Raw genomic sequence first — 22065 nt, forward strand, 5'->3', positions numbered from 1 at the left:
TTCTGGCCATGGCGGAGCGGCCCATCGCCCCGACGGCGCCCGAACTCGTCCTGGAGACCGACACGGGCTCCACGGTCATGAGCCCGGGCCACGACTACCACGTCGGACGTGACCCGTTGAGCGACATCGTCCTCGACGATGCCCGGGTCTCGTGGCACCACGCCGTGCTGCGCTGCCACCAGGACCGCTGGACCCTGACGGACCGGCACAGCACCAACGGCACCTACGCCGACGGCCGCAGGATCAGCGAGTGGGGCGTACGCCCCGGCAGCGTGATCCGCTTCGGCAATCCCACCGACGGCCCCCGCGCGGTCCTCGCCGATGCCCCGCGGCCCGCCCCCGACCGTCCCTCCGCGGTGTCGCTTCCCCAGCTGACCGGCACCTTCCGCCGGCCCAGCAGTGTCCGCCCGCTGCCCGCGCGCTCGATCCGCATCGGCCGGGCCGCCGACAACGACCTGGTGGTGAACGACCTGGTCGTCTCCCGCCACCACGCCGAACTGCGCGCCCACGGCGACGGCACGTACGAGATCGTCGACCTCGGCAGCCACAACCGCACCTACCTCAACGGCCGGCCCGTCACCCGCGCCCCCATGGGTCCCGGCGACATCGTCGGCATCGGCCACTCCGCGTTCTGCCTGGTCGGCGACGAGCTCCAGGAGTACGTCGACACCGGCGAGATCTCCCTCGACGCCCAGGACCTCACCGTCGCCGTGGACGGCGGACGCAAGGTGCTCCTCGACCGCGTGTCCTTCCCGGTGGGCGAGAAGTGCCTGCTCGCGGTGGTCGGACCGAGCGGCGCCGGCAAGTCCACGCTGCTGAACGCGCTGACCGGGCAGCGGCCCGCCGACCGCGGCACCGTCCTGTACGACGGCCGCGACCTCTACCGCGACTTCGCCGAACTGCGTCAGCGCATCGGACTGGTCCCGCAGGACGACATCCTGCACCCCCAGCTCACCGTGCGTGCCGCCCTGACCTACGCCGCCGAACTGCGCTTTCCCGAGGACACCGCCGCGTCCGAGCGGCGGGCCCGGGTGGACGAGGTGATCGGGGAACTCGGCCTCGAACAGCGCGCCGACCAGCCCGTGCACAGCCTCTCCGGCGGACAGCGCAAGCGCGTGAGCGTGGCCCTGGAGCTGCTCACCAAACCCTCGCTGCTCTTCCTGGACGAGCCGACCTCCGGCCTCGACCCCGGCATGGACCGGTCGGTGATGAACATGCTGCGCGGCCTCGCCGACGACGGCCGCACCGTCGTCGTGGTCACCCACAGCGTCCTGAGCCTCGGCGTCTGCGACCGCCTCCTGGTGCTCGCCCCGGGCGGCAAGGTGGCCTACTACGGGCCGCCCGACGACGCCCTCGCCTTCTTCGGTTTCGAACAGTGGCCGGAGGCCTTCGAGGCCTTCGACCGCGACCCGGAACGCGACTGGGCCCGGGAGTACCGCGAGTCGCCGTTCCACCGGCACTACGTCGCCGAGGCCACCACCCAGCCCCACCATCCGGGCCCGGCCCCCGTCTCCCCGGCGCCACCGCCCCGCCCACGCGGCTGGGGCGCCCAACTCGGCACCCTGGTCCGCCGTTACGCGGCCGTCCTCAGCTCCGACCGCACCTTCCTGCTCGTCATGATCGCGCTGCCGTTCGTCATGGGCGCCATGGCCCGCGCCCTGGCCGGCGGCCGGCTCGCCCGGGACACCGCGATGAACGCGCTGCTGATCCTGTGCGTCGGCGCGGTGCTGACCGGTGCCGCCAACGCGGTGCGCGAACTCGTCAAGGAACGCGTCGTCTATCAACGCGAACGCGCCGTCGGCCTGCCCCGTTCGGCCTATCTGATGTCCAAGATCGTGGTGCTCGGCACGATCAGCGTCGTCCAGGCCGTCGTCCTCACCCTGGTCGCCCTGCTCGGCGTCGACCTGAACACCCCCGGCGGCCGGGGCGTCCTGCTGCCGCCGCTCGTGGAGATCGCCCTGGCCACCGCCTTCCTCGCGTTCACCGCGATGATGCTCGGCCTGCTGGTCTCCGCGCTGGTGCGCAAGGAGGAGGTGACGATGCCGCTGCTGGTGCTGCTCGCCATCGTCCAGGTCGTCTTCTGCGGTGCCCTGCTCCCGCTCAACGGTGTGCCGGGCCTGGAGCAGCTGTCCTGGCTGGTGCCCTCCCGCTGGGCGCTCGGCGCCATGGCCGGCACGGTCGGGCTGTCCCGGATCGTCCCGGGCAAGCTGACCGCCGACCCCCTCTTCCGGCACTCGACGGGCGTCTGGCTGCTCGATATGGCCATGCTGGTGGTGCTCTCCGTCCTCTACGGGCTCATGGTCGTCCGGCTGCTGCGCCGGCACGAGCCCGCAGTGATGCGGAAGTAGGCGAACGCGATGGCACACACGCGGAAGCAGGCGCCCCGATGAGCAGAGCGGCCAGTACCGGATTCCAGCCCACGCACGTCGTGCCGCGGCGCGGCATGCCCGCCTGGGAGTCCCCTGACCCGGCCCGGCCCACCGTGCCCCTCGACCCGCTGCTGCCGGTCGAGCTCGTGGAGCGGCGCGGCGACTGGGGGTACATCCGCTGCGCCAACGGCTGGGGCGCCTGGGTGGACGGCCGCCGGCTCGTCGCCGTACCCGAGGACCCGCCCGCCGCCGGCGGACCGGCCGGCACCGCCGATCCGCGGCCGCTGCTGACCCGTGCCGAACAGGCCCTGGCCGACTACCGGTCCGCGGTGGAGGAGCTGGCCGCCGGCGCCCTGGACGGCGAGGACTTCCAGGACCGCACCCGGGGCCTCAGGCTCGGGATCGTCGTCGACGGCGAGTCCATGTGGCTGTACGACCCTGAGGAGGGCCGCTGGGTGTACGGCGACGGACGGCGGCTGAGCACCTACGCCACCGATCGCGAGGTCACCGGCGAGGACGCCGCCGGGCACGCCCCGACCCGGCTCGTCGCGCCCGAGGGTGAGCGCTGATGGCGCGCGAGACCAGTCTGTTCTCCGGCCGGCCCTCGGAGCTGATCGGGCGGAGAATCGCGAGCTACCGCATCGAGAGCGAGATCGGGCGCGGCGGCATGGCCGTCGTCTACCGCGCCCGCGACCTGCGCCTGGACCGCACGGTCGCCCTGAAGCTGCTGGCCCCCGAACTCGCCCGCAACGACACCTTCCGCAAGCGTTTCACCCATGAGTCCCAGGTGGCCGCGGCGATCGACCACCCGCACATCGTCCCGGTCTTCGAGGCCGGCGAGACCGACGGGGTGCTCTACATCGCCATGCGGCACGTCTCCGGCAGCGACCTGCGCCATGTCCTCGACCTGCACGGACCGCTGCCGTTGCCCGATGCCGTGCGGATCGCCGCTCAGGTGGCGTCCGCCCTCGACGCCGCCCACGAGCACGGCCTGGTGCACCGGGACGTCAAACCCGGCAACATCCTGGTCGCCGAGGGCATCGACACCGACCACCCCGAACACGTCTACCTCACCGACTTCGGGCTCACCAAGAAGTCGCTGTCCCTGACCGGCTTCACCAGCGTCGGCCAGTTCGTCGGCACCCTCGACTACGTGGCCCCGGAGCAGATCTCCGGCCGCCCGGTCGACGGCCGCTGCGATGTCTACGGACTGGCCTGCGTCGTCTACGAGTGCCTCGCGGGCCGGCCCCCGTTCCTGCGCGACGACGACATGGCGCTGCTCTGGGCCCACCAGTACGACGAGCCGCCCCCGCCGAGCGAGGCCCGCCCCGGACTCGACCCCGCGGTGGACCCGGTCTTCGCCAAGGCCCTGGCCAAGAGTCCCGACGCCCGTTACGACACCTGCCTCGCCTTCGTCGCCGCCCTGCGCGCCACCATGGCGGCCGGCGCGGGCCCGGCCGCCGTCCGCCCGGCGCACGAGCCCGACACCCAGACGGACCACACGGCGGCGGCCGAGCCTCCGAGTCCCCCGCGCTGGGCGGACCCGGTGTACCGGGCGGACGAGACAGCGCGGAACCCCACCTGAGACCGCCCACCGTGCCGCCTCCGGCCGCAAGCCCTCGGTGATCCGGCCGCCGACCAGATGGATCACTCGCGGATCACTCACCCGGCCCGCCCACCGCGCCCCGCCGCCGCACCCGCCGGGCCAGCAGGCCGCCCAGGAACCCGGCGGCCAGTCCCCACAGCGCGCCCAGGCCCACCGCCCCCCACAGTTGGGGCCTGAGGAACAGTTCCCCGGACAGCCCGCCGCCGAGGTCGCCGATGCCGAGCAGGGAGAGCCCGTAGTGCGCCGAGATACGGCCCGTCAGGCAGATCATCAGCACCGTCAGCGCCAGCGCCACCGCCAGGTGGACGGCGTGCTGCCACAGGCGGATCCGGGCCGGTGAGCTCGCTGCCATCCGGAAGGCCACGGCAAGCAGCAGGATCGCGTCCACGGCCACCAGCCACCACCACCGGCCGTCGTAGTCGGTGAGCGAGCCGAGGTTCAGCGCGGAGACGTCCGGGGTGCGCAGGATCACGTCCAGGACGTGCGGCACCGGCAGCCCGAACGGCCCGTCCACGCGGCCGTTCCAGGTCGCTCCCATACCGATGGTGAGGGCCGGCCAGGCCAGATTGGGCAGGCCGAGCAGGATCAGCGCGAAGGTCGCCGGGGCGTGCCCCCGGGTGGCCGCCGTGATCAGGGCGGCGACCAGGCCGATGACGACGTACGCGAGGAGCAGCACCACCATCGCGTGCGCGGCCGGGCGCACCGACTCCTGGAACCGCAGCAGCCGCCCCGGCAGCGGCGCCCCGCGCGCGACCAGCAGCGCCAGCACCAGCACCCCGGCCAGCCACAGCAGGCCGAACAGCACCGTCAGCGGCACGTCCGTGCGGAAGCCGACGCGGGGGGCGGCGTCGAACAGGCCGGTCAGGTCGCTGAGGGTGCCGCTGCCCACGTCGACGGCGAAGGTCTGCCGGGCGCCGAGGGCCAGGCCGATCAGCGCGAGCAGCCACAGCACCCCGATCCGGGCGGCCCAGCCGGCCAGTTCTCCGGCCGAGGCGACCGCCCGGTGCCGCAGCGGCCGCAGGAAGCCCCCGCCGATGACCAGCGCGCCGACCAGGGACACCGACAGCGGGATCACGGTGACCCCCGCCCGGGTCTGCGCCAGCGCGCCCGCGTTGCCGGAGAGTTCCACGCTGCCGCCGACCGCCGTGACCAAGGTCGCGGCCACCACCCGCGGGAACGCGTCGTCCGGCAGGTCACCCGCTCCGGCCGCCCACAGTCCCAGCGCCGCCACCAGCGCCATGACGGCCAGCCCGGTCAGCACCGCGGCCACGGCTCGCGCCCAGCCGTGACGGGCGGCGGGCCGCTGGGAGACGGACGGAACGCTCACGGTGACACGCTATGCAGCGGCCGGGCACCCCGCCCGCCGGGTGGGCCGTTCGCGTCGGCTTGCGAGCCTCGCCGTCCTGAGACACACAATGGGATCAACATGCAGCTAAATGCACTAAACGGGACTTGACCGAGAAAAGCCGCGTATCGCACCGCGTATCGCGACGATCGCGACGGGAAGAAGTGCTCGTGAGCGCCGAACCTCCGTCCTCGGGCCGTCCGACCGGGCCGCCCTCCGGCCCGCTGTCGGGTTCCTCCCGGCCCCCGTCCGGGCCCCCGCCCGCCCAACCGCCGGGCGGCGGCGGAGCCCAGGGACCCCACGGGCCGTGGTGGAAGTCCGTGCCGCGGGTGGCTGCCATCAGCGCCGCCGTCGTCGCCGCCGTGGTCCTCGCGGTGGTCTTCACCCGGCCGGGCGGCTCCGGCAAGGGCGGCGAGGTCTTCCTGCAGTCCGCGAACAGCAGTGGTCAGGACCCGTTCACGGAATCCACCGCGAAGCAGAGCTCCGCCCCGCCCCCGCCCTCCGCCTCCGCCGCTCCCACCGGCACGGCCAACGCGGTGCAGGGAGTCGACGGCGGAGCACCCGGCCTGTACGGCGGCACCCGTCGCACTCCCGCCTGCGACGTCGAGAAGCAGGTCAAGTACCTCCAGGCCGACCAGGGCAAGGAGAAGGCCTTCGCCTCCGTGGCCGGCGTCCAGCCCTCCGGCGTACCCGCCTATCTGCGCTCGCTGACCCCGGTTCAGCTGCGCGTCGACACCCGGGTCACCAACCACGGCTACCGCAACGGGGCCGCCACCAGCTACCAGTCGGTCCTCCAGGCGGGCACCGCCGTGCTGGTGGACAGCCGCGGCGTCCCTCGCGTGCGCTGCGCCTGCGGCAACCCGCTGAACCCGCCGGTCGCGCAGAAGAGCACGCCGAAGCTGGTGGGCCACCGCTGGCCGTCGTACCGGCCCTCGAACGTGGTCGTGGTGACACCGGCGCCGACGGTCGTCAACGTCTTCGTGCTCTACGACAGCCACCACAAGGACTGGATCCAGCGTCAGCGCGGTGACGAGTCCGGCCGGCACGACGAGCACGCCGAGCCGCCGAAGCTCCCGCACCCCTGGAACCCGCCCCGGCCTGCGTCCCCGACGTGCCCGCCCGGCTCGAAGAACTGCCCGTCCACACCGGGCAAGCCCAGCCCGTCGGCGTCGTCCTCGTCGAGCTCGTCGCCGTCCCCGTCGAAGTCCTCCTCGTCCTCTTCGCCCTCCTCGTCGCCGTCGTCGTCCACGTCCTCGCCTTCGGAATCGAAGTCACCCTCGGAATCGAAGCCGTCGGAACCGAAGTCGTCCGAATCCCAGTCGTCGCAGTCGGGGTCGAAGTCGTCGTCGACCGAGCCGTCCTCCGCCGAGCCGGCGTCGCCGTCCGCGGGCTCTCCGTCGGCCCAGACCACGAGCGAGAAGTCGTCGGAGCAGCAGACGACCGGCTCCGCTCAGGTGTCCTCGGAGAGTTCCGCTCCGGGTCCGGCGACCGCGCAGACGCCCGGTGAGTCGGGGGCGATCACGCCCACGCAGCAGGAGCCGCAGGGCTCGCCTTCTCAGTGAGCGGTCGCGGCGCCCGGCGGCGTGACCATCGCCACTGTGCGCGGTGGGCGAACGCCCGGGGGGACTGCCGCGCCCGGCACGGGGTACGAGGACAGGTGCAGCAGGCGACCGGCCCGGCCGGGCTTTCCGAGAGAGACAGCATGACCAAGCACCTGGGCGGGGCAGTGATACCGACTGGCTTCGACGTACCCGTGGAGCCACTGTGGCGCGCGGCCCACTACACCGGCGAACCCGGATGCATCGCCGAGGCGCGCGTCTTCGCCGCCCGGTTTCTGGAGCAGTTGCGCACCGAGTGGTGCGCAGTCGCCGACCGCCGCGCCTGCGGTGAGCTGCTGCTGGTCGTGACCGAACTCGTCACCAACGCCGACCGGCACAGCAACGGCCCCTACATCCTGGAACTGGAAGGCACGGACAGCGCCGTCACGGTGTGCGTCTACGACAGCAGCGCCGCCCTGCCCCGCAGATACCCCAGGGACCCCGAGCGCGTCGGACGGCACGGTATGGAGATCGTGTACGCCCTGGCCTCGGAGGTCGTCGCGGAGCGCGTACCCGTGGGCAAGCGGGTACGCGCCCGCTTCGAACTGAACCGCTGAACCGGACCGGGGCGCCGTCTCAGACGCGGTCGAGTTCGCCGAGCATCCCCTCGCGCAGGCGGGTGATGATCCGCTTGATCAGCCGGGAGACATGCATCTGGGAGCAGCCGAGCCGTTCCCCGATCTGCGCCTGGGTGGCCTCCTCGACGAACCGCAGATGGATGATCTGCCGGTCCCGTTCGCTCAGCTCCGCCATCAGCGGGGCGAGCGCCTGGAAGTCCTCGACGAGCCGCAGCCCCTCCTCCTCCACGCCGATGAAGTCGGCGAGCACCGCCTCGCCGTCCTCCGGCCCGTCGCCGGTGAGCGCGGCGTCCAGGGACGCGGAGTTGTACCCGTTGGAGGCGAGCTGGGCCTCGACCACCTCGCGCTCGGAGATGTTCATCAGGGTCGCCAGCTCGGCCACCGTCGGGTCCCGGTCCAGCCGGCTGGACAGCTCCTCGCGCGCCTTGGCCAGCTCCACCCGCAGCTCCTGGAGCCGGCGCGGCACGTGGACCGCCCATGTGGTGTCCCGGAAGAACCGCTTGATCTCACCGACGATGTACGGCAGCGCGAAGGAGGTGAACTCCACCTCGCGGGCCAGCTCGAACCGGTCGATGGCCTTGATCAGGCCGATCATGCCGGTCTGGACGATGTCCTCCATGTCGTCGCCGCGGCCCCGGAACCGCCCGGCCGCGAACCGCACCAGCGACATGTTCATCTCGATGAGGGTGTTGCGCGCGTACTGGTACTCGTGCGTGCCCTCCTCCAGCTCGGTCAGCCGGCGGAAGAACTGACGGGACAGCTCGCGTGCGTCACGTGGTGCGACGGACGCCGGGTCCGCGATGCCAGGCACTGATACCGCTCCCTCGCCCGTCCTGCCCTGCGCGGTGCTCTCGGAGACCTCTGCGTCCGACCGGATCCCGGCGGTGTCCATTGCCTCTCCCACGAAAGTCACGGTGCTGTGTCTGCCTCGACGGTCTCTATGTGGCTGTTCGCTGCTGTTTGTCCGCTTTACCCATAACCCGGTGTTTCATGCGTACCAGCGGGTGCTGCTCACCGGGCGGGTACCCACCGTCACGCCGCGCATGCACACGAGGCGGCCGATCCGGGAATCGGCCGGCGCCCGCCGGGAACGCCCGTTTTCCCTCAGGGCGCAATGCCGGGCCCTTGTCCCACGGCCTCCGGCTCCTAGGCTGACGGGGATGAGCAACCAGGTGAGCGACGAAGTCCGAGTGATCCCCCTGCGACAGGCGCCGGCCCGCCCCGAGAAGCCCGGGGCCGAGCCCGCGGTGGACAAGGAGCCGCTGTGGCGCGATCTGGTCGGCGAGGTGCTGCGCCGTGAGCGGCGGGCACAGGACCGCACCCTCAAGGACGTGGCCGACGCGGCCAGGATCTCGCTGCCCTACCTGTCCGAGATCGAGCGCGGCCGCAAAGAAGCCTCCTCGGAGGTCCTCGCGGCCGCGGCACACGCCCTCGGCCTGGGCCTCGGCGACCTGCTGTCCCTGGCACACGGCGAGCTGACCAGGCGCACAGGCGCGCAGCACCGGCCGGCCGCCGCGCCGCACCGCCCCTACAGCGGCCTCTGCCTGGCGGCCTGACCCGGCGGCGGCCGGGTCACTTCTCGCGGAGCTGCCGGAAGAACGCCCGGACGTCGTCGATCAGCAGGTCCGGCTCCTCCAGGGCCGCGAAGTGGCCGCCCCGGTCGAACTCCGTCCAGCGCACGAGGTTCTCGGTCCGCTCCGCCTTGTGCCGCAACGGGATCTGGGGGTCGGCCGGGAACACGGCCACCGCGGTCGGCGCCGTCGACGGCTCGGCCGGCTGCCACGCCCGGTCGCCGGTGACGTGGGCCCGCTCGTAGTAGATACGGGCGGACGAACCGGCCGTACCGGTCAGCCAGTACAGCATCACGTTGGTCAGCAGCCGGTCCCGGTCCACCGCCTCCTCCGGCAGCTCCTCGCAGTCCGTCCACTCCCGGAACTTCTCGACGATCCAGGCGAGTTGGCCGACGGGCGAGTCCGTCAGGGCGTAGCCGAGGGTGTGCGGACGGGTGGACTGCAGGCTCGCGTACCCGGCGCCGTCGCGCGACCACGCGTCCCACCGGCGCCAGGACCGCAGGGTCCGCTCCCGCTCCTTGGGGCCGAGCGCGGCCAGCTCCTCCTCGGTCGGCTCGGCGGCCGCCTGCGCGCCCGGCAGCAGATTGAGGTGCACGCCGATCACCCGCTCCGGATGCACGCGCCCCAGCTCGCGCGAGATCCCCGCGCCCCAGTCGCCGCCCTGCAGCCCGAACCGCACGTAGCCGAGCCGACGCATCAGTTCCGCCCAGGCGTCGGCCACCCGGCGCGCCTCCCAGCCCCGCTCGGTGGTGGGCCCGGACAGCCCGAAGCCGGGGATGCCCGGCACGACGACATGGAAGGCGTCCGCCGCGTCGCCGCCGTGTGCCACGGGGTCGGTGAGGGGGCCGACCACGTCCAGGAACTCCGCGATCGAGCCCGGCCAGCCATGGGTGATCACCAGCGGCGTGGCATTCGGCTCCGGGGAGCGGATGTGGGCGAAGTGGACCTTGGCTCCGTCGATCGTGGTGGTGAACTGCGGCCACCGGTTCAGCTCGGCCTCGGCGGCCCGCCAGTCGTACTCGTGCCGCCAGTACCGGACCAGCTCCCGCAGATAGCCGGCCGGGACGCCGTACTCCCAGCCGGCTCCCGGCAGCTCGGCCGGCCAGCGGGTGCGGTCGAGCCGGTCGTGCAGGTCGTCGAGGTCGCTCTGCGGTACCGACAGCCGGAAGGGCTCGATGCGTTCGGCAGGTGTGGAGGTCATGATCGGGATGCTAGGCGGGTGCGCCGTTCACCCGCCCGGATTATTTCGGTGGCCCGCCGATGAGTTCGGCCGCGGGGACAGGTCGACACTGGTGACCGCGTTCCCCCGCCAAGGAGGTACTCATGACCACCGACGGATTCTTCACCTGTCTCTGGTTCGACGGCCAGGCCGAGGAGGCCGCCGAGTTCTACGTGTCGGTCTTCAAGAACTCCAGCCTCGGCCGGGTCAGCCGCTACACCGACTCCGCCCCCGGTGAGACCGGCTCCGTGCTGACCGTCGAGTTCACGGCCAACGGCCAGAAGTTCGTCGCGCTCAACGGCGGCCCCCAGTTCAAGTTCAACGAGGCCATCTCCTTCCAGATCCTGTGCGCCGACCAGGCGGAGATCGACCACTACTGGGCCAAGCTCACCGAGAACGGCGGCGAGGGCGGCCCCTGCGGCTGGCTCAAGGACAGGTTCGGGGTCTCCTGGCAGGTCGTCTACGACCGGATGCCCGAGATCCTCCACGACCCCGACCCGGAGAAGGTCGACCGCGTCATGAAGGCCATGATGGGCATGGGCAAGCTGGACGTCGCCGCGCTGGACAAGGCGTACGCGGGCGATTAGCGGACCCCCGTCGGTCCGCGACCGTCACCCGGCCTCGGCGAGGATCTCGGTGATCACGTGCCGGGAGTTCTCCGCCAGGGCCGGGTTGGTGTCCCAGTAGTACGGCAGCTGGATCAGGGAGATCGACAGCGCCCAGCCCCGCCCCCGGGCCCACTGGGCGTCGTCGGCGCCGACGGCCTTGCGGAAGGTGTCCCGGACGGCGGCGGGCAGCAGGTTCCAGGCCACGATCAGATCCACGGCCGGGTCACCCACCCCCGCACAGCCGAAGTCGAGGACCGCGCTCAGCCGGCCCGCGTCGACCAGCACGTTCCCGGGGGAGAGGTCCCCGTGGGCCCACACCGGCGGCCCCGCGTGCTCCGGGGCCCGCAGGGACTCCTTCCACAGGGCCGTGACCGCGCCGGCGTCGACCCGTGCGCCGAGCTCGGCGACGGCCGCCCGGGTGGGCTCGTCCCGGTCCCGCAGCGGACCGCCCCGGTAACCGGGCGGTCCGTCCTGCGGGTCGATCCGGCGCAGCGCGTGCACGAACGCCGCCAGGTCCTCGGTGAGCCGTTCCGGCTCCCGCATGGCTCCCGCCACCGGATTGCGCCCCCGAAGCCAGCGGTAGACGGACCAGGGCCACGGATAACCCTCGTCCGGCGCGCCGATGCCCACTGGCTCGGGCACGGCGACCGGCAGCAGCGGCCCGAGCCGGGGCAGCCAGCGCTGCTCCAGCTTCACGTCCGGTACGGCGCCGGGCCGCCGGGGCAGCCGTACCAGCAGCTCGGTGCCCAGCCGGAACATGGCGTTCTCGGTCCCGGAGGACGGCAGCCGGCGTACCGGCAGCGCGGCCCACTGCGGGAACCGGCGGGCGACCAGACGCTGGACCAGCGGGGCGTCGAGGTCGATCTCGTCCGCGTGCATCCTCGGCGGAGTCGGGCTGTCGTGGGCGCTCATGGCGGCCCATCCCAGCGCCTCGGCGCCCTCGCTGTCGACGGAATTTCCGCCAGGGGCCCGGGCTCAGACCCGGTCGGCCGCGATCAGCAGGTACTGGAAACTGCCGTTGCGGTAGGCGTCCAGGAAGGTGTCCTCGATGCCCGTCACCAGATGGTCGGCCTCCCTGCGCAGGTCCCAGTAGGGGATCGTGGCCTCGGTCAGGTCCTCGACGTGCACCGGCACCAGGCGGTTGCGGGCCATCGCCTTGAAGTACTCCGAGCGCGGGTGGATGTCGCAGATGTAGTGGGCGTTGATGAGCGACACCTCGCGCGAGGCCCGGCCGTAGGTGTCGTTGTAGCAGCCGGTGATCACCACATAGCGTCCGCCGCGGCGCAGCAGCCGGGCGTGCTCGGCGAAGAGCAGGTCCAGCTCGACGTACATGGTGGACTCGTTGTTCCACGAGGCCGCGTACGCGCCGGTCTCGAAGCCGGTGTCGAGCATGTTGCGGTGGTGGTAGCGCACCTTGTCGTCGATGCCCCGGGCGCGGGCCTGCTCGTTGGCGAACTCGGCCTGTTTGGCGGAGATGGTGACCCCGTCGGCGTGGCAGCCGTACCGCAGATGCGCCACGACACTGCCGCCGCCCCGGCCGCAGCCGGCGTCGAAGACCCGGTCGGCGGGGGCCAGCGGGCCGAGGTGCGCGGCGAGCAGCTCGGCCTGGGCGTGTTCCAGGCGGTGCAGTTCGGCGGTGACGCGTTCCCGGCGCCGGTCCGGATCGGGCTCGTCGAGCACCGACCGGTCGGCCTCTCCGATGCCGTAGTGATGGTGGTACAGGTCGTCGATCTTGCCGAGTTCGAGGTTGACCGGGTTCTCCTCGGCGTTCCAGTAGTCTGCGACCCGGCTCTGGTAGACGGACTGGGCCGGGATCGCAGCGGAGGTGGTCCGGGCGACGGGGGCGGTGGTCAAAGGTGGCTCCTCGCGCATGTGGCGGTGTTCGTCGTGCATGTGACGGTGTTTCGGGTCAGGGCGGTCACCAGTAGTCGGGCAGGTGGTAGCGGTGGGTGTTGGTGGCGTGCCACTCGTGGTTGCCGGACACCCAGGCGGCGAGCCCCCGGGCGTAGCGCTCCACCAGGGGCGAGGTGGCCGACAGCAGGGCCGACTCCTCCTCGAAGGCCGCCATGATCCGGTTGTGGATCTCGACGGACTTCAGATAGGCGGCCTTCAGCCCGCGCCGCTCGTTGGCGGCGACGACCTGCGGCAGGTTCAGATGGTCGGGGTCGCCGGCCAGTTCCTTGGTGAAGGAGTACAGGTCGTTGACGATCGTGGTGGCGTTGCACGCGAGGGCGGTGATCCGCTGGATCTCGGGGCGGGCGTAGATCTGCTCCGGCAGTTCGTAGCCGTCCACGGCGTCGACGATCGACAGACAGGGCCGGAAGTTGTTGAACTGCCGCATCACCAGGTACTCCCAGATCCGCGGCTTGTACCGCGTCTCCGCCCAGGCGGCCTCCGCGAGGTAGCCCAGGTGCAGCCGGGCGATGTCGTGCACGAACCGGTCGGTCTGGCTGGGCGTGGCGAAACCGGCGAAGTCCTCCAGGGCGAAGTGGTACGAGCGCAGTGGACCGTCGGCCCGCATGCCCTGGCGCCACTCCTCCTCCAGCTCCGGGACGCCGTGGTAGAGGTCGAGCGCGGACTGGGCCAGGATCAGCCGGCCGCCGAGGCCGCGGCGCGCCGCGCCCCGGCCCTCGTCCTCCTCGCAGTAGCAGGAGTCGACGATGTTCTCGGCGAGCAGCAGTTTCCCGGCGGCCGTGAGGCGGTCCAGGTCCAGCGCGCCCGGATGCTGCAGGACGACGGCCCGGCCGAACTGGAAGCCGGAGAAGTCCCCCTTCCACGCCTCCGGGAACAGGTCCAGGCCACGGGCCCAGGTCTCCAGCCGGCGGTCCACCTCGGCCGCCTTCACCGGGTCGGCGGGCACGGCCGGCTGGTGGTGCAGTCCGGGTACGGCCCCGGTGCGGCGTGGCCTGCGCAGGCTCGCGGCGATGTCCGGCGGCCCCGGCAGGGTGTAGGAGGGGGCGGGTGAGCTCGTGGTCTGCTCGGAGGTCATTCGGGGAACCGGCCGATCTGGACGTTCTCCAGGATCCCGGCCGCGTCGGGCACGAGGATCGCCATCGAGTAGTAGGCGATCACGAGGTAGCTGATGATCGCGGCCGAGTCGATGCCCATGAACCGGACGTTCAGCCCCGGCTGGTACTCCTCCGGGATGCCGGTCTGGTAGAGGCCGATCACGCCCTGGTCGGCCTCGCCGGTGCGCAGCGCGATGATGCTGGTGGTGTGGTCCTCGCTGATCGGGATCTTGCTGCAGGGGAAGATCGGCACCCCGCGCCAGGCCGGCACCTCGTGGCCGTCGACGCTCGCGGTGCCGGGCACCAGACCGCGCCGGTTGCACTGCCTGAAGAACGCCGCGATCGCCTTGGGATGGGCGAGGAACACCTTGGTCTTGCGGCGCATCGACAGCAGCTCGTCCATGTCGTCCGGCACCGGCGGGCCGGTGAAGGTGCTGATCCGCTGGCGGTAGTCGACGTTGTGCAGCAGCCCGAACTCCCGGTTGTTGACCAGTTCCCACTCCTGGCGCTCGCGGATCTCCTCGACCGTGAGCCTCAGCTGCTGCTGGGTCTGGTCCATCGGGTGGTTGTAGAGGTCGGCGACCCGGGTGTGCACCCGCAGCATCGTCTGGGTGAGGGACAACTCGTATTCGCGGGGGGCGAGTTCGTAGTCCACGAAGCCGCCGGGCAGGGTGGGTTCGCCGACATGGCCGGCCTGCACCGGCACCTCGGCCTCGCCCTTGCGGTTCATCGGCCGCTGCTGCCGCTCGACATAGGCCCGCAAGTGCGCGGCGAGGGACGGGACACGCTCGGTGAACTCCTGCACGACGGCCCAGGGCAGCGCGAGCACCACCCCCGCGGTCTCGGCCCGCACCGACGTCAGCCACAGCAGGTCGGACTGCCCGACCGCCTCGTCGCCCATCTGGTCGCCGTCGGTGACGACCCCGGTGATCTCCTCGTCGCCGTACTTGCCTGCGGTGTAGCGGGTGAACCGGCCGTGGACGACCAGATAGGCCTCGGTCACGGGCTGGCCGGCCTCGAACAGCACCTGCCCGGCGCGCACCTCCCGGGGCTGGAAGCGGCCGGCGATCTCCCGCAGCACCTCCCCGTCGGGGTAGCCGCGCAGGATCGGCAGCTCGGTCAGCGTCTCCGGGACGACCCGGATGTCGTCGGCGCCGTTCTGCTCGAAGTGCACGCGGCCGCGGCCCGTGCGCAGCGTCAGGCGGCGGTTGACCCGGTAGGTGCCGCCCCTGACGTCCACCCACGGCAGCGACTTCAGCAGCCATCGCGAGGTGATGGCCTGCATCTGCGGTTCGGACTTGGTGGTCGTGCTGAGCTGGCGTGCCGCCCGGGTGCTCAGGCTGGTGAGCTGCCCGTCGGCCGCGGGGTCGGGGGCGGGTTCGTCGACGGCGGAACCGGTGGCGGTGTCCGGTGTGGTCACATTCCCTCCAGCGGAGCTGCGTGCGAACAGGGGTGGCCGGATCGCCGGGTGGTGAGCGTGGTGATCCAGCACCCGGGACAAGCCAAACAGTCCTCGTGAGGTGCCCGATACAGCGCGAAGGGGGCTGATCATGACACTCGGGTGCGTAAACCTGCCGATCGGGGCGCGACCGGCAAAGGGTGTGATCGGGCGCCGGTGCACTGCGCCCCCGGCCGGCGTCCGCGCGCGCCGGTGTGGTGCGCCCCGGGCGCGGGGGAGAGGCCGCCGACCAGCGCTCGGGAGAGGCCGTCGGCCAGGGCTCAGGACAGGTCGTCGACCAGGACCGCCGCCCCGTCGAACCGGCCGGCCTTGAGGTCGCGGAGCGCCTGCGGGGCGCGGGACAGCGGATAGGCGTGCGTGGTCGCGCGGACGCCGTGCCGGGCCGCCAGGGCGAGGAACTCCCGGCCGTCGGCGCGGGTGTTGGCGGTGACGCTGCGCAGCTCCTTCTCGTAGAACAGCTCGGTCGCGTAGTGCAGCGGCGGTACGTCGGTCAGGTGGATGCCGGCGAGGGCCAGCACGCCGCCCCGGTCGAGGGCGCGCAGCGCCACCGGGACCAGCTCGCCGGCCGGGGCGAACAGGATCGCGGCGTCCAGCGGCTCCGGCGGCGCCTCGTGCAGGTCCCGCGCGGAGGCCGCGCCCAGCTCCAGGGCCAGCCTGCGGGCGGCGGGCTCCCGGGTGATCACATGCACGGTGGCGCCCTCGGCGAGCGCCACCTGCGCGCACAGATGGGCGCTGCCCCCGAACCCGTACAGGCCGAGCCGCCCGCCCTTGGGCAGTCCGGTCCGCCGCAGCGCGCGGAACCCGATGATCCCCGCGCACAGCAGCGGCGCCGCCGCCACGTCGTCCAGGGCGCCGGGCAGCCGGTAGGCGAACGCGGCCGGCACGGTCGTGTACCCGGCGTATCCGCCGTCGGCGTCCCAGCCCGTGTACTGCGAGTACGGGCACAGGTTCTCGGCGCCCCGCGCGCAGTACGCGCACACCCCGTCGGTGCGCCGCAGCCAGGCCACGCCGACCCGGTCGCCCGCCGCGAAGTCCCGCACCGCGGCCCCGGCCCCCGCGACCTCGCCGACCACCTCGTGCCCGGGGGTGACCCCGGCCCGGTGCACCGGCAGATCGCCCTCGGCGACATGCAGATCGGTCCGGCACACCCCGCAGGCCCGCACCCGCACCAGCAGCTCGTCCGCCCCCGGAACCGGCACGGGCCGCTCCACCAGCCGCAGGGGGTGCCCTTCGACCGGCCCCGGCAGGACCACCGACCACGCCCGCATCGTGCCCGTCGTCATCGCTCCGTCGCCTCCCCTTCCCATTGTCCGGGCGTGACCCCGGTTCGGCGCGCGGGCCGACGGCGGGATGGCTAGCGTGAGCTTCGGGACGTAAGCCTCGAAGGCGGGGGACCATCCGTACGGGATCGAAGACCAGGAGGGCCGCGAGCATGGCCGTGCAACCCGAGGGAACGCCCTGTTGGGCCGATGCGATGTTCGGCGACGTCGAGGGAGCCAAGCGGTTCTACGGCGACGTCCTCGGCTGGACCTTCGGCGAGTCGTCGTCGGAGTACGGCAACTACACGCAGGCCTACGCGGAGGACAAGGCGGTGGCGGCCGTGGTCCCGCCCATGCCCGGCCAGGAGGGCCAGTCGCAGTGGTGCCTGTACTTCGCCTCACCGGACGCCGCCGCCACCGCGGAGAAGATCCGGGACAACGGCGGCGAGGTGCTGATGGAGCCGATGCAGGTCGGGGACTTCGGCACGATGTGCCTGGCCCGCGAGCCCAGCGGGGCCGTCTTCGGGGTCTGGCAGGCCGGCACCCACGAGGGCTTCGAGGCGACCGCGACCCCGGGCGCCTACTGCTGGGCCGAGGTCTTCACCCGTGAGCCCGAGAAGGCCGACACCTTCCTCTCCGCCGTCTTCCCCTACCGGATGAAGGACATCGTGGACGACGCGGTGGACTTCCGGATGTTCGACGTCGGCGAGGACACCGTCCTCGGCCGGATGCGGATGACCGACGACTTCCCGCCCGAGGTGCCCTCGTACATCAACGTCTACTTCACCGTCGACGACTGCGACGAGGCCGTCTCCCGGGCCACCAAACTCGGCGGCATCCTCCGCTTCGGGCCGATGAGCAGCCCCTTTGGCCGGTTCGCGGCGCTCAGCGACCCGCAGGGCGCGAACTTCTCCGTGATCGACATCACGACCACGGAGGGCGAGATGCCCAAGGTCAAGGAGGTCTGACCGGCACGTGACGGCGCCCGCCGCGGCCGTGGCATGATCGGGCGTATGCGTGAACGTGTGGTGGCCGCGTGCGACGGGGCTTCGAAGGGAAACCCCGGACCGGCCGGATGGGCGTGGGTGGTCTCGGACGGCGACGAGCGGACCCCGGCCCGCTGGGAGGCGGGCCCGCTCGGCCGGGCCACCAACAACGTCGCGGAACTCACCGCCCTGGAGCGGCTGCTCACGGCCGTCGAACCGGACGTGCCGCTGGAGATCCGCATGGACTCCCAGTACGCGATGAAGGCCGTCACCACCTGGCTTCCGGGCTGGAAGCGCAACGGCTGGAAGACGGCCGCCGGCAAACCCGTCGCCAACCAGGAGCTGGTCGTCCGCATCGACGCGCTCCTGGACGGCCGCACGGTCGAGTTCCGCTACGTCCCGGCCCACCAGGTCGACGGCGACCCGCTGAACGACTTCGCCGACCGCGCCGCCAGCCAGGCCGCCTCCGTGCAGGAGGCGGCCGGCAGCGCGCTCGGCTCTCCGGTGCCGCCGCCCTCGCCCGACACCCCGAAGGCGGCCGCCCCGCGCGGGAAGGCGCCCCGCCGCACCGGCGGCGGAGCGTCGTCGTCCCGCACCATCAAGGCGAAGTTCCCCGGCCGCTGCGTGTGCGGCCGCGCCTACGCGGCCGGCGAGTCCATCGCCAAGAACGCGCAGGGCTGGGGCCACCCGGAGTGCCGTACCGCGGAGGCCTGAGCACCGCGCGGTCCGCTCAGCTGTCGAAGGTGTAGTACCTCGTGTGGTCCAGCAGGTCCGCCGGGCGCACGTCGTTCCATGGTTTCATCGTCTCGTCCAGATCGACGACGTCCGGCGTGCCGCCGGCCGGCGCGTACCCGGCGTCCGGATGCCGCCGCTGCCACTGCGCCCAGAGCTTGTCGACATAGGCGTGGTGCAGCCAGAACACCGGGTCGTTGGGGGAGACCCCGGTCGCCGTCTGCCCGCCGACCCAGACGTGGACCCGGTTGTGCAGATTGACCCTGCGCCATCCCTCCAGGTGGTTGCGGAAGCCGTCGGAGGCGCTGTTGTACGGCGCCGCGTCGTACGTGGCGATCGACAGCACCGACTCCACCTCCGCGCGGGTCGGCAGCTCGCGCACGGCCGTGCCGAGCGAGCGGCGCAGGAAGGTACGGCCGTCGACCCGTATGTTCATCGGCCAGTTGCCGGCCGCCGCGGCGAACGGCCCGTCCATCACCCGGCCGTCCGAGCTGCGCCCGGTGCCGCCGAGGAAGTCCGGTTCCCACAGCGAGGCACGCACCGTGCGGTCGGTGCTCCAGTCCCAGTACGGCAGCGCGACCGAGGAGTCCACCGACTGCAGCGCCTGCTCGAAGTCGAGCAGGAATCTGCGGTGCCAGGGCAGGAACGACGGTGACCGGTGGCCGGTCCGTTCGCCGGTGTCGGTGTCCGACATGATGAACGCGTTGTGCGTGCGGACGAACTCGTCGTAGCGCCCGTTGCGCTTGAGTTCGAGGACGGCGGACACGAACCGTTTCTTCTCGTCGGCGGTCAGGGTGGCCTGGTTCTTGCGTACGGTCATGGTGCGCGATGCTCCGGAGTCCTTGCGGGGGCGGTCAGTTGGCGGGGAAGGGCAGCAGCGCGGCGCCCTGCAGCTCGTCCACCGCGGCCCGGGCGGCGGCGCGCGGGGTGGACACCGGGTCGTAGTGGCTGACGACGCTGATCCAGCTGCCGTCGGCGTTGCGCATCACATGCAGCTGCACGCCGTCGATCAACACCTCGTAGCCGCCGCCGTGTTCGTGGTGGTGACCGCCGGGGCCGGTGCTGGGCCGGCCCTCTATCCGGCGGCCCTGGTAGACCTCGTCGAAGCTCTCCGGCATCGGCATGGGGTGGCCGTCGCCGGCGGCCGAGGCGGCGGGTGCCACGAGGGTAGTCACGGTGGCCGTCGCGGCGAGGGCCGCCGACGCGGTCAGCGCGCGGCGCCGGGTGATGTCGGGCATACGGGTCCTCCTGGAGGGTGTTCCGGTGGTGACGTCGTATGCCTATCGGGGGCTCCGGTACGGGAGGAAATCGCCCGGAGCCGGTGGGCTGCGATCCGGACAATTGACCACATGTCGTACAGGGTTGAACCAAGCTGATCTTGCCGCGGCCGGGGGTGACACACCCCGGAACGGGGAATTCCTTGCCGGGCCGGCCCCCGTTTCCGGCGATCCTTCTCGTCCGCCCTCCGTCCGAGTGGCCCGGCTCACCACGCCAGAGTGACGCGATAGGGCGGGATGGGTGCGCTGCTACCCTGCGGTACCGATCGAACACATCGGGTGACTGTCAGGGGTATGCACGTGAAGGTCGTCTGTGTCGGAGGCGGGCCCGCGGGCCTGTACCTCGCCATCCTGCTCAAGCGGCAGAACCCGTCCCATGACATCACCGTCCACGAGCGCAACCCCGAGGGCTCGACCTACGGATGGGGCGTGACGTACTGGCGCGGCCTCCTCGACAAGCTCCAGGAGCACGACCCCGCCACGGCGCGGGCGATCGAGGAGGCGTCCGTCCGCTGGAGCGAGGGCGTCGCCCACGTACGCGACCTGACGACCCGTCACCACGGTGACGAGGGCTTCGGCATCGGCCGTCCCCGGCTGCTCGACCTGCTCGCCGAACGAGCCCGCGCCCTCGGCGTCCGGCTGGAGTTCGAGAGCGAGATCACCGAACCGCCGGCCGGCGCGGACCTCGTCGTCGCGGCCGACGGGGTGCACAGCGCCCTGCGCACCCGCCACGCGGCGTCCTTCGGCACCCGGATCACCTCGGGCCGCAACCACTACATCTGGCTCGGCACCACCAAGGTCTTCGACGCCTTCACCTTCGCCTTCACCGAGACCGAGCACGGCTGGATCTGGGCCTACGGCTACGCCTGCAGCGAGGTGACGGGCACCTGCGTCGTGGAGTGCTCCCCGGAGACCTTCACCGGGCTCGGCCTGGACCGGGCGACCGAGGCGGACGGCCTCGCCCTGCTGGAGAAACTCTTCGCGGACGTCCTCGACGGCCACCCGCTCATCGGCCGCCCCGGCGCCGGCTGGCTGAACTTCCGCACCCTCACCAACCGCACCTGGCACCACGGCAACCTGGTGCTGCTCGGCGACGCCGCCCACACCACCCACTACTCCATCGGCGCCGGCACCACCCTCGCCCTGGAGGACGCCATGTGCCTCGCCCGCGCCCTGCACGAGCACACCGGCCTGTCCGACGCCCTCGCCGCCTACGAGCGCCGGCGCATGGCCGAGCTGCTGTCCGTGCAGAGCGCGGCCCGCTACAGCGCCCGGTGGTACGAGAACCTGCCCCGGTACATCCACCTCCCCCCGCACCGGATGTTCGCGCTGCTCGGCCAGCGCCACTCGCCCCTGCTGCCGTACGTCCCGCCGCAGCTGTACTACGGCCTCGACAAGGCGGCCGGCCGGCTGCAGGCGCTGCACAGGTTCAAGCGGTGGCTCGGCCCCAGGGCGGCACGCGCCCTGCACGCCCGGTCCTCGGCCCACCGCGGCTAGCCCCCGCCCGTTCCCGCCGCGGCCGGTCCACCCCGGTTTCCCACCCCCCACACCCGAGGAGTCCGCCCATGGCCGTACCCGTCTCCTTCGACCAGACCTCGACCGGCTACAGCCTGCAACGCGCCTACTGGCTGGCCCGCGCCGCCGACCTGGCCTACAAGGACCGTGCCGACATCGAGGACCAGGCCGCCAAGTGGGGCTTCGACCAGGTGCGCCACCACGAGACCCGCTTCACCCCGCCCTTCCCGCTGCAGGACACCCAGGCGTACACCCTGGCCAGCGAGCGGATGATCGTCACCGCCTTCCGCGGCACCGAACCCGCCCGGATCAAGGACTGGCTCACCGACGCCACCACCCCGCCCTGGCCCGGACCCGGCGGCAACGGATACGTCCACCACGGATTCGCCGAGGCCCTGGAATCGGTCTACCCGGCCGTCCACAAGACCGTCGCCGAACTGCGCACCGACGGCCAGAGCGTGTACTTCACCGGGCACAGCCTGGGCGGTGCCCTCGCGATGCTGGCCGGCGCCCGGATGTATTTGGAGGGCCCGCACCTGGCCGCGGACGGCGTGTACACCTACGGTCAGCCGCGCACCTGCGACCGGCTGCTCGCCGAGGCGTTCCACAAGGGATTCGGCGGCCGCATGTTCCGCTTCGTCAACAACAACGACATCGTCCCCCAGTTGCCGCCCGAGCCCGCCTTCACCCATGTGCGCGCCCTGCGCTACATCGACTCCCACGGCCGGCTGCACGAGAGCATGCCGATGCTGTCGGCGCTGACCGACCGGGCGGCCGGACTGACCGCCGACGCCTTCGCGCCCGCCTCCGACGGCATCCGCGACCACTACATGCACCACTACCTGACGGCACTGGAGAAGAGCCTCGGCTGAGGGCCCCGCGCGCGGCACCGGCCGTGTTGGTGAATGGCCATTCACTCGATAGGGTGAATGGCC

General features: G+C 72.2%; 20 protein-coding genes and 1 pseudogene. 11 read left to right on the forward strand and 10 right to left on the reverse strand.

Annotation, left to right across the window (positions count from 1 at the left end; all coding sequences use genetic code 11):
• Window positions 1-8 precede the first annotated feature (8 nt).
• Genes ACIBJF_RS33685 through ACIBJF_RS33695 form a run of 3 tightly spaced genes read left to right on the forward strand, consistent with a single transcriptional unit; the run spans window position 9 to window position 3954 of the window.
• Window positions 9-2348: an FHA domain-containing protein gene (locus ACIBJF_RS33685; RefSeq protein ID WP_399179468.1), complete on the forward strand. Its 2340-nt coding sequence runs from the start codon at window positions 9-11 to the stop codon at window positions 2346-2348.
• A 38-nt stretch (window positions 2349-2386) separates the two neighbouring features.
• Window positions 2387-2938, forward strand: coding sequence for a hypothetical protein (locus ACIBJF_RS33690; protein WP_399179470.1), 552 nt, complete (start codon window positions 2387-2389; stop codon window positions 2936-2938).
• Window positions 2938-3954, forward strand: a complete 1017-nt coding sequence (locus ACIBJF_RS33695) for a serine/threonine-protein kinase (RefSeq protein ID WP_399179472.1) — start codon at window positions 2938-2940, stop codon at window positions 3952-3954. The genes ACIBJF_RS33690 and ACIBJF_RS33695 overlap by 1 nt, the downstream gene beginning before the upstream one ends.
• 73 nt (window positions 3955-4027) lie before the next feature.
• Here ACIBJF_RS33695 and ACIBJF_RS33700 read toward each other — a convergent pair whose 3' ends face one another.
• Window positions 4028-5302: a streptophobe family protein gene (locus ACIBJF_RS33700; RefSeq protein WP_399179474.1), complete on the reverse strand. Its 1275-nt coding sequence runs from the start codon at window positions 5300-5302 to the stop codon at window positions 4028-4030.
• Between the two features lie 188 nt (window positions 5303-5490).
• Between ACIBJF_RS33700 and ACIBJF_RS33705 the strand changes: the two are divergent.
• Together ACIBJF_RS33705 and ACIBJF_RS33710 are read left to right on the forward strand one after the other, a co-directional pair.
• Window positions 5491-6699 (forward strand): annotated as a pseudogene (locus ACIBJF_RS33705) (DUF6777 domain-containing protein); the annotation flags it as partial.
• Between the two features lie 323 nt (window positions 6700-7022).
• Window positions 7023-7475: an ATP-binding protein gene (locus ACIBJF_RS33710; protein ID WP_399179476.1), complete on the forward strand. Its 453-nt coding sequence runs from the start codon at window positions 7023-7025 to the stop codon at window positions 7473-7475.
• 19 nt (window positions 7476-7494) lie between these two features.
• On the opposite strand, the gene ACIBJF_RS33715 is transcribed toward ACIBJF_RS33710, so the two are convergent.
• On the reverse strand, window positions 7495-8388 hold the full coding sequence (locus tag ACIBJF_RS33715; protein ID WP_365330669.1) for an RNA polymerase sigma factor SigF: 894 nt from the start codon (window positions 8386-8388) through the stop codon (window positions 7495-7497).
• Window positions 8389-8656: 268 nt separating this feature from the next.
• Between ACIBJF_RS33715 and ACIBJF_RS33720 the strand changes: the two genes are divergently transcribed.
• Entirely contained in the window at window positions 8657-9052 is a 396-nt protein-coding gene (locus ACIBJF_RS33720; protein WP_399179478.1) for a helix-turn-helix domain-containing protein, read from the forward strand.
• A 16-nt stretch (window positions 9053-9068) separates the two neighbouring features.
• Here the strand turns inward: ACIBJF_RS33720 and ACIBJF_RS33725 are convergent, their stop codons facing one another.
• Window positions 9069-10268 carry an epoxide hydrolase family protein gene (locus tag ACIBJF_RS33725; protein ID WP_399179479.1) on the reverse strand — a complete coding sequence of 400 codons (1200 nt, stop codon included), beginning with the start codon at window positions 10266-10268 and terminating at the stop codon, window positions 9069-9071.
• 122 nt (window positions 10269-10390) lie between these two features.
• Here ACIBJF_RS33725 and ACIBJF_RS33730 point away from each other — a divergent pair, with 122 nt between their 5' ends.
• Window positions 10391-10873: a VOC family protein gene (locus tag ACIBJF_RS33730; RefSeq protein ID WP_399179480.1), complete on the forward strand. Its 483-nt coding sequence runs from the start codon at window positions 10391-10393 to the stop codon at window positions 10871-10873.
• Window positions 10874-10897: 24 nt separating this feature from the next.
• Here ACIBJF_RS33730 and ACIBJF_RS33735 read toward each other — a convergent pair whose 3' ends face one another.
• From ACIBJF_RS33735 to ACIBJF_RS33755, 5 genes are all read right to left on the reverse strand, one after another.
• A complete protein-coding gene (locus ACIBJF_RS33735) occupies window positions 10898-11806 on the reverse strand; it encodes an aminoglycoside phosphotransferase family protein (protein WP_399179482.1) in 909 nt (302 codons plus the stop codon).
• Between the two features lie 63 nt (window positions 11807-11869).
• A complete protein-coding gene (locus ACIBJF_RS33740) occupies window positions 11870-12748 on the reverse strand; it encodes a geranyl diphosphate 2-C-methyltransferase (RefSeq protein ID WP_399179484.1) in 879 nt (292 codons plus the stop codon).
• 64 nt (window positions 12749-12812) lie between these two features.
• Complete coding sequence (locus ACIBJF_RS33745; RefSeq protein WP_399179486.1) at window positions 12813-13883, reverse strand: family 2 encapsulin nanocompartment cargo protein terpene cyclase; 1071 nt, start codon at window positions 13881-13883, stop codon at window positions 12813-12815.
• Window positions 13880-15322, reverse strand: a complete 1443-nt coding sequence (locus ACIBJF_RS33750; protein ID WP_399179488.1) for a family 2B encapsulin nanocompartment shell protein — start codon at window positions 15320-15322, stop codon at window positions 13880-13882. Before ACIBJF_RS33750 ends, ACIBJF_RS33745 begins: the two co-directional genes overlap by 4 nt.
• A 299-nt stretch (window positions 15323-15621) precedes the next feature.
• Window positions 15622-16629 (reverse strand): zinc-binding alcohol dehydrogenase family protein, encoded by a 1008-nt coding sequence (locus ACIBJF_RS33755; protein WP_399179530.1) that lies wholly within the window; start codon window positions 16627-16629, stop codon window positions 15622-15624.
• 164 nt (window positions 16630-16793) lie between these two features.
• Here ACIBJF_RS33755 and ACIBJF_RS33760 point away from each other — a divergent pair, with 164 nt between their 5' ends.
• Window positions 16794-17588, forward strand: coding sequence for a VOC family protein (locus tag ACIBJF_RS33760; RefSeq protein ID WP_399179490.1), 795 nt, complete (start codon window positions 16794-16796; stop codon window positions 17586-17588).
• Between the two features lie 33 nt (window positions 17589-17621).
• A complete protein-coding gene (locus tag ACIBJF_RS33765; protein ID WP_399179492.1) occupies window positions 17622-18320 on the forward strand; it encodes a ribonuclease H in 699 nt (232 codons plus the stop codon).
• 16 nt (window positions 18321-18336) lie between these two features.
• Here the strand turns inward: ACIBJF_RS33765 and ACIBJF_RS33770 are convergent, their stop codons facing one another.
• Together ACIBJF_RS33770 and ACIBJF_RS33775 are read right to left on the reverse strand one after the other, a co-directional pair.
• On the reverse strand, window positions 18337-19158 hold the full coding sequence (locus ACIBJF_RS33770) for a tyrosinase family protein (RefSeq protein ID WP_399179494.1): 822 nt from the start codon (window positions 19156-19158) through the stop codon (window positions 18337-18339).
• 34 nt (window positions 19159-19192) lie between these two features.
• Window positions 19193-19576 (reverse strand): tyrosinase cofactor, encoded by a 384-nt coding sequence (locus tag ACIBJF_RS33775; RefSeq protein WP_399179496.1) that lies wholly within the window; start codon window positions 19574-19576, stop codon window positions 19193-19195.
• Between the two features lie 333 nt (window positions 19577-19909).
• Here ACIBJF_RS33775 and ACIBJF_RS33780 point away from each other — a divergent pair, with 333 nt between their 5' ends.
• The gene (locus ACIBJF_RS33780) at window positions 19910-21112 is read left to right on the forward strand and encodes an FAD-dependent monooxygenase (protein WP_399179498.1); all 1203 of its coding nucleotides are present in this window, start codon (window positions 19910-19912) and stop codon (window positions 21110-21112) included.
• A 68-nt stretch (window positions 21113-21180) separates the two neighbouring features.
• Window positions 21181-22002, forward strand: coding sequence for a lipase family protein (locus ACIBJF_RS33785; protein ID WP_399179500.1), 822 nt, complete (start codon window positions 21181-21183; stop codon window positions 22000-22002).
• The last annotated feature ends 63 nt before the right edge of the window (window positions 22003-22065 follow it).

Source organism: Streptomyces sp. NPDC050743 (genome assembly GCF_044456925.1).
Taxonomy (GTDB): domain Bacteria; phylum Actinomycetota; class Actinomycetes; order Streptomycetales; family Streptomycetaceae; genus Streptomyces.

Excerpts from the sequence above, each read along its gene's own strand:
- ACIBJF_RS33685 (WP_399179468.1), top strand. The coding sequence starts at position 9 with ATGGCGGAGCGGCCCATCGCCCCGACGGCGCCCGAACTCGTCCTGGAG.
- ACIBJF_RS33690 (WP_399179470.1), top strand. The coding sequence starts at position 2,387 with ATGAGCAGAGCGGCCAGTACCGGATTCCAGCCCACGCACGTCGTGCCG.
- ACIBJF_RS33695 (WP_399179472.1), top strand. The coding sequence starts at position 2,938 with ATGGCGCGCGAGACCAGTCTGTTCTCCGGCCGGCCCTCGGAGCTGATC.
- ACIBJF_RS33710 (WP_399179476.1), top strand. The coding sequence starts at position 7,023 with ATGACCAAGCACCTGGGCGGGGCAGTGATACCGACTGGCTTCGACGTA.
- ACIBJF_RS33715 (WP_365330669.1), bottom strand. The coding sequence starts at position 8,388 with ATGGACACCGCCGGGATCCGGTCGGACGCAGAGGTCTCCGAGAGCACC.
- ACIBJF_RS33720 (WP_399179478.1), top strand. The coding sequence starts at position 8,657 with ATGAGCAACCAGGTGAGCGACGAAGTCCGAGTGATCCCCCTGCGACAG.
- ACIBJF_RS33725 (WP_399179479.1), bottom strand. The coding sequence starts at position 10,268 with ATGACCTCCACACCTGCCGAACGCATCGAGCCCTTCCGGCTGTCGGTA.
- ACIBJF_RS33730 (WP_399179480.1), top strand. The coding sequence starts at position 10,391 with ATGACCACCGACGGATTCTTCACCTGTCTCTGGTTCGACGGCCAGGCC.
- ACIBJF_RS33735 (WP_399179482.1), bottom strand. The coding sequence starts at position 11,806 with ATGAGCGCCCACGACAGCCCGACTCCGCCGAGGATGCACGCGGACGAG.
- ACIBJF_RS33745 (WP_399179486.1), bottom strand. The coding sequence starts at position 13,883 with ATGACCTCCGAGCAGACCACGAGCTCACCCGCCCCCTCCTACACCCTG.
- ACIBJF_RS33755 (WP_399179530.1), bottom strand. The coding sequence starts at position 16,629 with ATGCGGGCGTGGTCGGTGGTCCTGCCGGGGCCGGTCGAAGGGCACCCC.
- ACIBJF_RS33760 (WP_399179490.1), top strand. The coding sequence starts at position 16,794 with ATGGCCGTGCAACCCGAGGGAACGCCCTGTTGGGCCGATGCGATGTTC.
- ACIBJF_RS33765 (WP_399179492.1), top strand. The coding sequence starts at position 17,622 with ATGATCGGGCGTATGCGTGAACGTGTGGTGGCCGCGTGCGACGGGGCT.
- ACIBJF_RS33770 (WP_399179494.1), bottom strand. The coding sequence starts at position 19,158 with ATGACCGTACGCAAGAACCAGGCCACCCTGACCGCCGACGAGAAGAAA.
- ACIBJF_RS33775 (WP_399179496.1), bottom strand. The coding sequence starts at position 19,576 with ATGCCCGACATCACCCGGCGCCGCGCGCTGACCGCGTCGGCGGCCCTC.
- ACIBJF_RS33780 (WP_399179498.1), top strand. The coding sequence starts at position 19,910 with ATGCACGTGAAGGTCGTCTGTGTCGGAGGCGGGCCCGCGGGCCTGTAC.
- ACIBJF_RS33785 (WP_399179500.1), top strand. The coding sequence starts at position 21,181 with ATGGCCGTACCCGTCTCCTTCGACCAGACCTCGACCGGCTACAGCCTG.